The organism is Rathayibacter iranicus NCPPB 2253 = VKM Ac-1602 (assembly GCF_003149025.1).
In the GTDB taxonomy this organism is placed as follows: Bacteria; Actinomycetota; Actinomycetes; order Actinomycetales; family Microbacteriaceae; genus Rathayibacter; species Rathayibacter iranicus.
In genome coordinates, this window is the sequence record NZ_QGDV01000012.1 from 82,121 (window position 1) to 94,977 (window position 12,857).

A 12,857-nucleotide genomic window follows, 5' to 3' on the forward strand; every position below is an offset into this window, starting at 1 on the left:
CTATCGACTGGGGCGGCACGGGCGAGCCCGGCGACGCCTGATAAAAGGCCGCTGTGGTGGGCCAGATGTGAGAAGTCTCGCAGCGATCTCGCGGCGGGGCTTGCGCTGCGGTCCCGGTCCCGCTCGACTAACCGGATGACGGACACGACGAACGCCGAAGCCTCCGCCCCCGAGAAGGCGACACTCAAGCGGGTCATCACCGGCCCGCTGCTGTTCGCCTTCATCGTGGGCGACACCCTCGGCGCAGGTATCTACACGCTGGTCGGCACCATGGCGGAGGACGTCGGCGGCGTGATCTGGCTGCCGCTGCTGATCGCGCTGGTCGTGGCGCTGCTCACCGCGGGCACCTACGCCGAACTAATCACGAAGTACCCGCACGCAGGCGGCGCGGCCCGCTACGTCGACCGGGCGTTCGGGAAGCCGTACCTGTCGTTCCTCATCGGCTTCCTGATGATGGCGTCGGGCATCACGACTGCGGCTTCGCTCGCGAACGCGTTCGCGGGCGACTACCTCGGTGCGCTGCTGGACGTCCCGCCGGTCCCCACCGCGATCGTGTTCATCGCGGTGCTCACGCTCGTCAATCTGCGCGGGGTGAAGGAGTCGCTGACCGCGAACTTGGTCGCCTCGGTGATCGAGGTGAGCGGTCTGGTCATCGTGATCGTGTGCGCCGCGGTGTTCTTCGGCAGCGGCAACGGGAATGCCGGTCGTGTGCTCGAATTCAACCCCGACGTGGCGCCGCTTCAGGGCGCGTTTGCCGCCTCCATCGTCGCCTTCTTCTCGTTCCTCGGCTTCGAGGCCGCGGCGAACATGGCGGAGGAAGTGCGCAACCCGTCGAAGGTGTATCCACGGGCGCTTTTCGGTGCGCTCATCACTGCCGCCGTGGTCTACCTCCTGATCGCGCTGGGCGCGGTGATCGTGCTGCCGAACGACGAACTGGCAGCCTCGAGCGGCCCGTTGCTCGACGTGGTCGCGGCGAGCGGAGTAGCGGTGCCGCCGTGGTTGTTCGGCCTGATCGCGCTGGTCGCGATCGCGAATGGCGCGCTGCTGTTCATGGTGATGGCCTCGCGGGTCGGCTTCGGGCTGGCGACCTCGGGCCTGCTGCCCAGCGCGTTCGGGCGGGTGCTGCCGGGCCGCCGCACGCCGTGGGTGTCGATCGTGGTGGTTGGCGGAGTGACGATGCTGCTCAGCCTGATCGGCGACGTCGGGACGCTGGCGGAGACGACCGTGTTGCTGCTCCTGCTGGTGTTCATCGCGGCGAACGTGTCGGTGCTGGTGCTGAAGAAGGACCGGGTGGGCCATGCCCACTACTCCGTGCCGCGGGTGGTTCCGGTGCTCGCGACCGTGGCGAGCGCGGTGCTGCTGACGCAGCAAACGGGCGTGGTGTGGCTGGCGACGGCCGGGTACGTCGTGGTCGGGTCGCTGCTGTTCCTGGTGACGCGACTGGGGAAGCGGAAGCACGCCGAGCGCGACGCCGACTGACGCGCCGGCTGACCTGCGGGCCGACGCGCGACTGTCGCTCGGGCATCGATTGGTCTCGAACGGCTCGTTGAGGTCGCCGGCGCGGGCCGTTCGCGACGAATCGATCGCCGAATGCCACAGTGAAGGGATGACCGTCACGCTCGCGCCGATGTCACCCTTCGCTCTCGCCTCGTGGCTGCGGGTGCAGCGCTTGGCGTACATCGCCGACCGGATGCGGGCGGGCGACGATGAAGCGGCCGCGACCCGCAACGCCGACACTTCGTACGACAAATATTTCCCGAACGGCTCCCCCGCCCCAGGGCACGACGTGCTCGACGTCCTGGAAGAGAGGCGCGCCGTCGGGTCGTTGTGGCTCGGCCCGCACCCGAGCGATCTCGAGGGCGTCTGGTACGTGTGGGATGTCGAGATCGATGCCGGCGAGCGGGGCCGGGGACTCGGCCGGGCAGCGATGCTGCTGGCGGAGCGGCACGTCCTGTCTTGCGGAGGCTCCGCCCTCGCGCTGAACGTCTTCGGCTTCAACATGCCCGCTCGGGCGCTGTACGAGTCGCTCGGGTACGAGACGACCGCGGTGCAGATGCGCAAGCCGCTCGGCTGAGCGCGTGCTCAGAGCATCGCGGATGATGCCGGAGCGGGAGTGGCGCTCGCGTCGAGGGCCGCCAGTTCCTCCTCCGTCAGCCTCACCGGCACGACCTGCAAAGCGGCGGCTCCGCGACCGGGACACCCGCGACCGCGCTGCTTCAGGGCGGCCGCATCGCAACCGGCTTCAGCCTCGGCAGCCCACGCGGCACTGTGCGCGTCGGTCACCGGCACGCCGTCGATGGTCCCTTCTGCCGCCTTAGGAATAATCGTGTCCATGGGAAAGGGCGGCTCAGCCCTGCGCGAAGGCGGACGCCAGCACGGTGCCGCCGACGAGGACGGCGACGGCGGTGGCGTAGTAGCCGAGGATCAGCGCGAAAACGGTCAGGCCCCAGCCGGCCTCGCCGGTGCGGCGAATCTGCGCGCGGGCGAGGTGGCCGCAGACGACTCCGGCGAGACCGACGACAAACGAGAGCACGAACGCCGTGATGGCTAGCGGATTCACGGTCGGGTCGGTGACGAGGCCGGCCTCGCGGCGGGCGCGGCCCTGCACGAGGGCGAGCGGGAGGCCGACCGCCAGCAGGATCACGGGCGAGAGGATGACGAGGATGATGAGCAGGTGCCAGCCCTGCAGTCCGGCGAACATCGTTCGAGGGTAGCGGGACGCGGGGGTCAGGCGGTCTGCTCGATCAGGTTCGCCTCGTCCGTGGCGAGCTGGCGGGCCTTGACCTCGCGCGCCGCGTTGATCCGGGCGACATCGGCCTCACGACGGACGCGCTCAATCTCCTGCGCGCCGAGCGCCTCGATATAGCCATTGCGGTCAGTGACGCCCTGGATCGCGAACGAATCGAGGACGAGGCCCTGAGCGAGCAGATCGCCCTTGATCCCCTCCGCAATCTCGTCGCCGAGTTTCTGCCGGTCCTGCATGACCTCCTCGACGCTGAGCTTCGCGACGACACCGCGGAGGGCACCCTCTAGCTGCTCGGTCGTGAAGACGTCGATCGACTGGTCCTGCGAGGCGAAGCGCTCGGCGGCGGCGCGCACCTGGTCGGCCGTGGAGCCGATCTTGACGAGGGCGACACCGGCGAGATGGATCGTCACGCCGTTCTTGGTCTGCGCGACCGGCTCCATCTTGATCTGGCGGGAGCGCAACGAGATGCGGTCGGAGCGCTGGGTCAGCTTGTTGACGAACGCGCCGCCGCCGGTGATGACCGTCATGTTCGAGGTCAGGCCGTCCTCGCCCTTCTGCTTCTTGCCGACGATCACGATCGCCTCGTCGGCCTGCGGCACTTGGTACCAGGCGCGGAAGAGGAAGAAGCCGACGAGGGCGATCAGCAGGAGGGCGCCGACGGGGATGCCGGCGATGACGATCTAGAGGAAATCGGAGTTCATGGACGGGCGACCTTTCGTCCGATCCGCGCGAGGCGGGTTTCTGAGTGACGTACAGAACGATCGTGGCATGAGTCGGCGCAAGGCGGAGCGTAGGCGCCACGCCCCCCGACTAGGACGACTCATTCGCCTCCTGCCGAAGACCGTCAGCGTGAGTGTCGACCGTCCGTGAATCCGGAAGTTCTATTAAAGCGCCTTCCGCCCGGCTGGCCCAGCACGAGTGGACGATCGTTTGATGTTGCAGTGGGCCGCCTCGTGCTGACGCAGAGCCGCCCCTTCTCATCGCTCCTAACCAGCAGTTGGGATCCTCACATAGTGCACAGCAAAAGAGGATCCAATTAAGCGGAACTCCTGCCTATTACGACCGAAATCGAAGGGGTTGTCGTTCGGCTTCTGCCAGATGTCCAGACCCTTCCCGAGATCGATGCGCCATCCGGTGTCGGTCTCGATGCGTCGGTCGTGGATCGTGTCGTCCAGCCGCACCGCGAGGCGCACTCCGACCGCGTCGGATGCGTCCTTGATCGACTTCAACATCAGCAACTGGCTGTGCTTGAACTCCGGCTTCGGCTCCTCCGTCGTGACGAGTTCGACCTCGACCTCGTCGGCGTCGTCCTTCTCCGCAGCGATGAGACTCAGCAGATCTGCGAGATTCCGCCCCTGATGTGACATGCGGACGTAGGGGTCGGTGATCGTGATCTTCGCGGCCCCGCGGAGGTAAGGCAGAAGAAGCGTCTCGTACGCTACACCTCGTTGCCCGGCGGTGAAGTCACGGTGCCCCACAGCCGGGGCCGGGGCCGAGGACTCCACTGAGGTCGGGGGCACGACGGCCGCCAATGGCTCGACCGTAGCGGATAGCGCAGGCGACAAAGCGGCAGGAGACCGTCGATCGGCTCGATCCGACGAGGACTCCTCCCCCGCGCTGGCACCTGCCTCGCCCTCGGGGGTGGCGCTCCAGTACCGCCGGTACAGCTGCGGGTACTGACGCTCCTCGAGAGTCGTGACGTCACGCCAGATCCCCGCCTTGTCGGAATAGCGGAAGTGCACGGGTGCGTCTCGCATCGTGGGATCGATCCGCAGGATCGAATCCTTCACACGCTTGCGTCCTTCGACCGCGAACTCCAGCAACGCCCGGACCTCGTCCTCGTCGGCTTCTGACGTCGGGTGAATGAGCTTCATCAGCCCGGAAAACGTTTTGCGAATCCCGTCCTGATCGCGGGTAGAGATGGAGCTATCGAGGGTGAAGGAATGACGATAGAAGTGCGAGAAGTCCTCCGCGCGTTTCGCACGCAGGATCTCGGCGAGGTAGTCGACAACGAATCCGTAGCCGGATGAGAACATCGCCGAGCGGATGGGTGACACCTCCCAGCCTGGAAGGTAGTGATGAATGCGGTCCAGCCAGGCAGGGTCCCGGTAGGAGTCGGGCAGCTCGTCGAACAGATCGGAGTTCTTGAGCATGTACGGCACGGTATGCGTGGTGTTCCCAATGAATGCCATCGACGCCTCGGCGCCGTAGATGCTCGTGCCTCGCGAAAAGGATTTGTTCGCGAGGTAATTCTTCATCACGTTGACGAGGTTCTGATCCGTGCGCCGGTTGGCGGCGAATTCGTCGAACGCTACGCAGTCCCAATACCCGACCAATCCGATCCGACCGCTGGAGTTGTTGACGAATAGTTTGGCGACGGTAACTTCACCCCCGGAGATGAGGATGCCGTTCGGCGAGAACTCTCCGAAGGTGTGCGACTTGCCCGTGCCCTTGGGCCCGAGCTCGACCAGGTTGTAGTTGCGTTCGACGAACGGGATCAAGCGTGTCAGGGCGATGAGCTTTCCGCGCTCGTCGAACTGCTCGGGGTTGAGACCGATCGACTGCATGAGCAGATCGATCCACTCCTCGGTCGTGAAGGCTCGGCGAGCCTCGTGATACCGGTCGATGTCGACGCCGGCGACTTGCACAGGCTTCAAACTGCCGAGGATCCACGGCACAACACGCTGATCATCCGAATGGAAATACTCGATGTCGCTGATGCACCACACGCCGCCGACGAGGAGCTTCGGGTTCTGCGTGACCGTGGCGTCATCCACGATGACGCCTTTGACCTGAAGATTCTCGAACTCCGCTTCATGCACGTCGTTCTTCTCGTTGAGCGTGACCGTGACCTTATCGATCACGCGGTGACGGCCCTTCCGGCGGATCTCGGATTTAACGAGCATGTGCTCGTTGCGGTTGACGTAGTGTTCCGTAAGGATTCGGCGCACGCTTTCGATCCCCGATTGAATCGTCGCCTCGTCATCCGAGGCTGCGTACTGACCTAAGAGGTATTCCAGGACATAGGACGGCACCACGGCATTACCACGGACCGCCGCGACGAGATCCTTCCGGACTACCGCGCCGGCAAAATGCTCGTTGATCTTCTCGTCGAGGGCGGAGGCGATGGGTGCCGCGTCGGTCATCTGTTGAATTCGTGTGACGCCCAGGTCACCGAGTGCATCTTCAAGATCCGTCATGATGTCCTAAAAATCGAAGTCCGCTGTAAACGATCGCTTGATGATGTAATTCCCCTTCGCGAAGGTCTTCCAGTGTGTCGTGTTCGGGATCCGCTCTTCGAGCCGCAACTCGACCGTGCGATTGTTGTGCTCGTCTGCTTCCTGAGTCAGGTACAGCACCACCCTTTGGTACCGATCGCGCTGTTCACCGGAAGTGCTGGCGAAAGTGACGACGGGTCGGTCGGAGATCGGCTGTTCGTCAGCGTACAGGCCGATCCGAACCTCGCGGGGCTGAATCTTGTCAGTGACGGCTTCGCGCTGCAGAAGCTTGACAGCGAGCTGTCCCGTGGTGATCTTGTCGGTCTCGGGCATGAGGTCGACGCTCACAGGACGGATGTCACTCTTCCGCCTTTTATTGACCGTGATCACCGGTACGACGATCTCCTGCAGCGAGGCACCTCCGTGCACGTAGCGAGTGCCGGCACCAGCCTGCGGTATGCGATGGATCGACTTCGGGATCTGGATGTCGATGTCCCCCACGAGCCCAACCTGCGACGACGTGAAGGTCATGAACGAGGACGAAGGCTTCAAGGAACGGCCAAGCGCGTAGCGACGGTTAACCTTCGTCACCGCCTCGCCCTGCGGGCTTGCGGAGAGGTAGTACGCCTCCTCCAGCGGTTGGTCCTGGTAGAGGAATCCGTGGTCCGCGGTGATGAGGATGTTCGTTGCGTTGGCGCTGGTCCATCTCTTCACGAGAGCCATCAATTCTCGGAGAGTGTCGTCCACCGCCTCGAACACGGTTCGCTCAGTGGCCGTCTTGTCACCGGCGGCGTCGATACGATCGTGATAGACGTAGAAGACCTGGTACCTGGTGTACAGCTCGCGCAGTTCACTCCCCGACATCGCCATCACGCTCTCCGCGGTGAGGGCGCAGCCTCTCACCGGCTCCAGGAGCTTGCCGCGGTTCGCCAGCCCGTTCGTGGGCCTCCCATCAGCGAAGACCGGAATTCCGAGGGGATCCAGCACCAAAGTCGAATGCGGCAGGAGTGACGCCATGCCGAGCTGGGTGTAGCTCGGCAGCGAGCCGAGCAGCGCCGAGACGGAAGCATCGAAGCGGTCCTCGCTGCGGACCTTCGAGGCCAGTTCCTCGGCGACCTCGTAACGCATGCCGTCGGAGATGATGACGACGGCTTTTGTGCGGCCGTCCTTGAGGACCGGTGCGACGTGTCGATCGAAGAACTTCGCCTGAGGTGTCAGTGCTGCCGATCTCCATTCAGCCAGCGGCTCGAGAACCTGCTGCCAAAGACCTCCGAAATCGTAGAGATAGTGGTTGGCGTAATGCTTGTCAATCTCCTCCTTCAGCCCCTGCAAGGGCTTCTGGAAGTCGGCCGTCTGATAAGCATGAGTGAACCAGCGATAGTGCTGATCGATGCGGTACCACTCGGTCTGGTACTTCTCGAGTCCGGCGGCGACGGAGGGGATGGTGTGGGGCAGAGCGGCGATCGTCACTAGCAACTCCGACGCGCTCAGGATGGCGTCATAGAGCTTGGCGTAGCTAGCGCTCCAGAGGCTGTGACGGCGTTGACGCACTATCTCGGCGACCTCACGGGGCGTCACCGACTGCTTGGCGACGGCGGCGGCGAGATCGACGATCACCTTCCGGTCGACTTCCTCGAAGATCGTGACTCCGACGAGCTCCCGATAGTCGCGCTCCTCGATCCGGGACTTCACATCGAGTTCGTCTCCCGCTCGAATGGCGAGCTTGGTCATCACTTCTCGCACACGGACGTCATACCGCAAGGCATTGAAATCGCTCCGGATGTTCCGGAATTCGTCGGGAGTCGCCGACGCGAAGTCTTCAACGGCACGACCGAACATCCATAGGACGAAATCGTCCATGGTCGGACTGATACTCGTATACCGGTAGATTCCGGACAATCCGCTCCAGAAGAAGCCATCGAGACCGAAGGACACCAGGTCGTCGAATCGTGCCGATCGACCCTCGGCATGATCGACGAGGAGCTCGCGGACAATGTCCGTGAGCTTGTTCCCTTCGGCTTTGACGAGCACCTGGCACATTTTGGCTCGAAGGTGGGTCGCTTCGTCGTCGACATCGACAAGAATGAGCAGCGCCTGCTTCCGGCTCGCCGCGGCGAAGAACTTCTGATGCTGCTCGAACACCGACAGCACCGCGGGGTCGCTCAGACCGAACTCCATTTGAAGCATCGAGGTCTTGTCCGCGGTGAAGACGCCGTAGGCGAGTTCGAGGTCCAGGAGCCAGTCGCCGGTGCCGCGCGCGACCTCGCCGGCGCGGTAGACGAGGTGTCGGCCGAGGTTGTCGGCGAGAATCCTGTTCTTCACCCCGAACTCGTCGTTGTCGACGCGGATGAGGTTGACGGCGTCGAGGTCGAGCGAGTCGAGGTCGGCGGCGTACTCACCGGTAGGGTCGTGCCAGAACACTATGCGCTGAGACGCGAAGCGGTTGCGCAGCGCGTCGTTGACGGACGTCAAATCGCTCATCGGGTGACCTCCAGGAACTCACGGCCGGCGTCGGTGATGCGGTAGCGCTGCGACTTGCTTCGCGGCTTATCGGGTACCGTCATCGCGAGCAGACCCGCCTCGAGGAGCGGAGCGACGTGCCGTGTGTAGTTCTGCGACAGGGGCTTGAGCCCCACGGCTGCGAGCAAGACGTCGCGATGGACAGGCCCGGCGACCGCGGCGCTCAACATGCGCACATCATACCTACCGTCATACCTACGGTCTTTGCTACTTGCGGAGGCATCTCGCTCCATGGGCCTGGGTGAGGAAGAGTGATCGACCACGTGGATCGTGACCCGGACCCGGTCCATGATCTCCTCGATCTCAGGAGCAGGCAGCCCTGCCTTCGCAATCTCGCTGTAGACCCGGTTGACGCCGCTGCCCCACTGCTCGATGAGTCCGGCATCGCGAAAGATTCGGGCGAGCGACGGGTTGCGAAGTCGTGACACCCCACGCATCGTCTCAACAGTCATCCCTGGCAGCAGTCCACCGGGACTCTCGACCACGATCCGGGTGTCGTAAAAGCCGACGCGGATCGGCGTGCTGCGCTCCGCGAAGCTCGCGTGCACGAGCGCGTTGACGACCACCTCCCGCACCGCCTCGACAGGGATCGAGTAGACGTCTTTCCGCCGGGCCGAGCCGAAGACGCCCGACCTGTAGGCGTGCTTGGTCAGGAACGCCATGACGTCTTCGACCGCCTCGGGAAGCGGCTTGTGAATCTCGATCTGATCGAACAGATCAGTACCGTCCGCGCCACGGAGCCGACCGCACTGGATCCACGCCGAGGGAAGGAATCGAGTGGGGTCAGGGCACGACGCCAGAATTCCCGCGTGAGTGGGAACGACGCGCGTCCCCTGAAGCACCGCGAGCCCGAGAGAGACGAGATCCTGAGCAGTGGTTGCTCGACCTCGAACTTCTCCAAGCCGGGCAAGATCGAGGTCCGTGAGCGAAGCGCGCGGCTCCGGCAGGTCCTCGAACGCCACACCCCGGGCCGTACGCTCCAGTTCCGCCACCAGCGCGGGATCGGCCTGTCGCGTTGTGGACCCGAGTCGCACGTACACGCCACCGTTCATCCCCTGAGCTCTGACGTAGTGCGGTCGCCGCGTGCTGAGGGGCACATCCACGATCAGCACAGTCCGATTCCCGACGGTCGCGAGATCGATCGCCGGCACGAGCTGGGGTTCGATGGTGTCGGCGATGAGGCTCGCGATCCGTTCCTCCTCCGCGAAGGGGTCAGTGACTCCGACCACAGTGCCGTCGTCGGAGACGCCGATGATCAGGTGGCCGCCGGCGGAGTTCGCGAAGGCGACGATGGTACGCAGCGGCTTGGCCGGCGACGAGAGATCGCGCTTGTACTCGCGGGTCTTCCCCTCAGGCGCGGCCATTCGACTCTGCGCGTCGAGCGCGAGGAGATCGAGCGTCACGGTCTCCTCGCCGTCACTCAGACGCCTCCAGGCCCGGGATCTTCCTCAGCGCCGCACCGAGCTTCGGGTAGTTGGTCCTGACTCCGTCATCGAGATCGATGACAACGTTCTCGGACGCCTTCGGGTAGAGCGTGTCGTGCTCGTACTCCTCGAGCTCGTGGATCATCCTGCGGAGTCGATCGGCCTCCAGGACGTTGCCCGTCCGCTCGGCGTGCTGCTGCGCTGATTCCAGCTTGGTCAGATACTCGCGCAGGTACGACAGCACCACAGACGTGGTCGACGGCGTGTACCGGTGCAGGTAGATCAGCGCGGTGAAGGAGCCCCTTGGGCTGGAGAAGAGCCAGTAGATCGGTCGCTTCTTGTAGCGCTGGACATGGTCGTTGTAGAACTTGGAGTCGGCACCACGACCCGTCGTCTTGATGAAGTAGTCGCGCACATTCCGAAGTCCGAGAGTCTCGTCGATGAACCGCAGGTTCGCCTCGAAGTGCTGCTCCCCGAAGACCGTACGGAGGAAGAGGCGGAATCGCTGGACGATGTCGTCCTCGAACCAGTCGCCGTCGACGATCGGGATGACGTTGTCGGCGTCGGGTAGGAACGTCGGCTCGGGGATCACGGCGAGATAGTCGTCGAGGGTCGATCCCTGATCGGCGAGGACGAGTCCTGGCTTGTCGAGGCTGTAACGCCCGAACATGCAGCCGACGGCGTAGGAGATCAGATCGGTGATCGCCGACTGTGCGAACAGAGCGTCGCGTTCCTCCGGTGTCTTGTTCGGCCAGCGGAACGCCGAGTTGTTCGTCAGGGATACTCGCTCAAGCGGAACGTGGGACGGGACCTCGTCTTCGAGACCATAGAGCCGAGCGACGGCCTCGTTGTTGGCGATCTCCAGGCGCTGCTGCTCGAGCGAGCGTGCCGCCCATTCTTCTCGATGCTGCGCGACCGTCTGCTCAAGTGTCTTCAACTGCTCTGCCTCACCACGTCTCGCCCGGCCACGAGAATTCTCCCAGGTCTGAGCCTCTGGGGTCGGCCTGTCTGCGTACGCTCAGACTACCCGCCGAGTCCCAGCATCGTCGCAGACCGCTCGAGCGCAGCACGCGTGCGCGCCCGATCGGTGTGCAGGTAGGACTGGGTGCTCAGCACGGAGGAGTGCCCGAGGATGGCTTTGATCGTGGTCTCGTCGATCCCACCGGCGAGGAGCAGAGTCGCCGAGGTGTGGCGCGCCTCGTAGAGCAGCGGACGACGGGTCTTCCCGTTCGGAAGAGTGATCGACACGTCCGCTCGGTCGACGATGTCGTACCACTGAGCGCGGTCAGCTTCGGCGGACTGCGGGCCGCCGTCGCTGCGCGGCCAGACGAGGTCGAAGGAGGAGGACGGCGCTCGGCCCCGCCAGGTCGCGAGCGCGTCGGCCAACCAGGGCACGAGAGGCACGACGCGGATCCCCGCGCGAGTCTTCGGCCGGACCAGGTGGTAGGTGCCGTTGAGGTGCCGCGACTCGAATCCGCGCGGCACGCGGAAGCCGCTCGCGGGGCAGCGCCGCTCGACGTAGGGCAGTGCCTTGAGCTGCCACGCCAGCGTCATCGTCGCCGAGTCCAAGTCGACCATCTCCCAGGTGAGCCCGAGCGCCTCGGCGGGACGCAGTCCTTCGACCAGCGCGGCGACCCAGCGCGAGACGTCGGAGCGCTCGGTGACGACGGCGAGGACCCGCTTCACGCTCTCCGTGCTGAGAGCCTGCCTCGAGGATCGTCCTGCGCCCGGACCTGCCGTCTCCCGCGTGCGCGGGGAGACGTGATAGCCCTCTGCGACTGCGTCCGCGAGGATCTTGCCGAGCACGGCGTGAGTGCGTTGCATCGTGGGAAGCGCGAGCCCCGCCTCCTCCTGCGCCGACGCGACTCGGCGGATGTCCGCTGGAGTCAGGGCGGCAAGGCTGAGATGCCCGAGCGTAGGTACGATCCAGCGGGCGATGGCGGACCGGTCGGCGACGTAAGTCCCCGGGCGGACGACCCGCTGGCGTTGGGCGAGCCACTGATCGATCCATCGTTTGATCGTGATGCTCGCGAACGACGCGACCGTCCCCTCCGCTGCGATACGGCGCTGCGCCTCAGCCAACCGAGCACGGACGTCGGCCTCCGTCATCGCCTTGAGCGTCAGTCGTCGCCGTGTCCCCCGCTCGGTCCACCCGGCCTCCACGGCCGCCACCCACTGGCCACGGGCGTTGCGGTAGACCGAGCCACTACCCCGTTTGCGCTGTTTGCGTGCCACTGCTTCCTGTCAGATTACCGCTGCCGACGCACGCCGACCGTCAGGGTAGCCGTGGGGGTAGCCTTCGTCACCTTCTCGCACGGCCTGCGACCCGCGAGAACTGGACGGCGAGGGCAGGCGCTATCAGGCCCGCGACCAGGCCTTTCACCCGCGCCAGACGGGTAGCCATCAGGGTAGCCATTTCAACCCGAAGCACATGAGGGTGGCGCGAGGTCTGGTAGGGCTGGCGGGTGCGGGGGCGCACCGTTGGTCGCGCCTCGCAGAGTCGCCGGGTCGCGATGTTCACAGTTCATGAAGGACGAGTACCCGACGGGCAAGTCGGACCTCATGACGGGATTCATGGTGCGTGCTCAGGCGATGGCGGAGGCGGGCGGCATGTGGGCGATGATTAATCTGCCCTCGTGGATGTCTCTGAAGTCGTTCGAGGACCTCCGACGTGATTTGCTCCGCGACCAGCGTCTCGCTTCGATGGCGCACCTCGGACGCGGTGTCTTCGGCTCCGACTTCGGCACTGTCGCGTTCGTCGTCATCAACACGCCTCCGACACCGACCGCTCGGGGCGTCTACCGCCGCCTTTTCGAGCAGCACGTCGATGTGCGATCGGTCTCAACGATCGAGGCCCTGTTTCTTGATGAGAACTACAACCGTTTCGAGGCCCCCCAGGATGAGTTCTCAGCGATCCCCGGATCCCCGATCGTTTACTGGCTGAGTGAA

At 64.7% G+C, this 12,857-nt stretch carries 10 protein-coding genes and 1 pseudogene; 3 read left to right on the forward strand and 8 right to left on the reverse strand.

The features are described from left to right. The first annotated feature begins 135 nt into the window (after window positions 1–135). Together B0H03_RS12260 and B0H03_RS12265 are read left to right on the forward strand one after the other, a co-directional pair. Window positions 136–1,479 carry an APC family permease gene (locus B0H03_RS12260; RefSeq protein WP_104263918.1) on the forward strand — a complete coding sequence of 448 codons (1,344 nt, stop codon included), beginning with the start codon at window positions 136–138 and terminating at the stop codon, window positions 1,477–1,479. 127 nt (window positions 1,480–1,606) lie between these two features. After that, entirely contained in the window at window positions 1,607–2,074 is a 468-nt protein-coding gene (locus B0H03_RS12265) for a GNAT family N-acetyltransferase (RefSeq protein WP_104263917.1), read from the forward strand. Between the two features lie 8 nt (window positions 2,075–2,082). Here the strand turns inward: B0H03_RS12265 and B0H03_RS12270 are convergent, their stop codons facing one another. The 8 genes from B0H03_RS12270 to B0H03_RS12305 form a co-directional block, all read right to left on the reverse strand. After that, entirely contained in the window at window positions 2,083–2,334 is a 252-nt protein-coding gene (locus B0H03_RS12270; protein ID WP_104263916.1) for a CopG family transcriptional regulator, read from the reverse strand. A 13-nt stretch (window positions 2,335–2,347) separates the two neighbouring features. Next, window positions 2,348–2,701, reverse strand: a complete 354-nt coding sequence (locus B0H03_RS12275; RefSeq protein WP_104263915.1) for a DUF4190 domain-containing protein — start codon at window positions 2,699–2,701, stop codon at window positions 2,348–2,350. A 26-nt stretch (window positions 2,702–2,727) separates the two neighbouring features. Next, window positions 2,728–3,345 carry a flotillin family protein gene (locus B0H03_RS12280; protein ID WP_241560371.1) on the reverse strand — a complete coding sequence of 206 codons (618 nt, stop codon included), beginning with the start codon at window positions 3,343–3,345 and terminating at the stop codon, window positions 2,728–2,730. A 387-nt stretch (window positions 3,346–3,732) separates the two neighbouring features. After that, entirely contained in the window at window positions 3,733–5,946 is a 2,214-nt protein-coding gene (gene brxL, locus B0H03_RS12285) for a BREX system Lon protease-like protein BrxL (protein WP_104263914.1), read from the reverse strand. 6 nt (window positions 5,947–5,952) lie between these two features. Then, window positions 5,953–8,445: a BREX-1 system phosphatase PglZ type A gene (pglZ, locus tag B0H03_RS12290; RefSeq protein ID WP_104263913.1), complete on the reverse strand. Its 2,493-nt coding sequence runs from the start codon at window positions 8,443–8,445 to the stop codon at window positions 5,953–5,955. Beyond that, complete coding sequence (locus B0H03_RS12295) at window positions 8,442–9,887, reverse strand: AlbA family DNA-binding domain-containing protein (protein ID WP_202129909.1); 1,446 nt, start codon at window positions 9,885–9,887, stop codon at window positions 8,442–8,444. Before B0H03_RS12295 ends, pglZ begins: the two co-directional genes overlap by 4 nt. Window positions 9,888–9,900: 13 nt before the next feature. Next, window positions 9,901–10,845 carry a BREX-1 system adenine-specific DNA-methyltransferase PglX gene (locus B0H03_RS12300; RefSeq protein ID WP_104263912.1) on the reverse strand — a complete coding sequence of 315 codons (945 nt, stop codon included), beginning with the start codon at window positions 10,843–10,845 and terminating at the stop codon, window positions 9,901–9,903. A gap of 86 nt (window positions 10,846–10,931) precedes the next feature. Continuing rightward, the gene (locus B0H03_RS12305) at window positions 10,932–12,143 is read right to left on the reverse strand and encodes a tyrosine-type recombinase/integrase (protein WP_104263911.1); all 1,212 of its coding nucleotides are present in this window, start codon (window positions 12,141–12,143) and stop codon (window positions 10,932–10,934) included. A gap of 291 nt (window positions 12,144–12,434) precedes the next feature. Between B0H03_RS12305 and B0H03_RS12310 the strand changes: the two are divergent. Next, window positions 12,435–12,857: pseudogene (locus B0H03_RS12310) on the forward strand (BREX-1 system adenine-specific DNA-methyltransferase PglX); the annotation flags it as partial.

Excerpts from the sequence above, each read along its gene's own strand:
- pglZ (WP_104263913.1), bottom strand. The coding sequence starts at position 8,445 with ATGAGCGATTTGACGTCCGTCAACGACGCGCTGCGCAACCGCTTCGCG.
- B0H03_RS12265 (WP_104263917.1), top strand. The coding sequence starts at position 1,607 with ATGACCGTCACGCTCGCGCCGATGTCACCCTTCGCTCTCGCCTCGTGG.
- brxL (WP_104263914.1), bottom strand. The coding sequence starts at position 5,946 with ATGACGGATCTTGAAGATGCACTCGGTGACCTGGGCGTCACACGAATT.
- B0H03_RS12275 (WP_104263915.1), bottom strand. The coding sequence starts at position 2,701 with ATGTTCGCCGGACTGCAGGGCTGGCACCTGCTCATCATCCTCGTCATC.
- B0H03_RS12260 (WP_104263918.1), top strand. The coding sequence starts at position 136 with ATGACGGACACGACGAACGCCGAAGCCTCCGCCCCCGAGAAGGCGACA.
- B0H03_RS12270 (WP_104263916.1), bottom strand. The coding sequence starts at position 2,334 with ATGGACACGATTATTCCTAAGGCGGCAGAAGGGACCATCGACGGCGTG.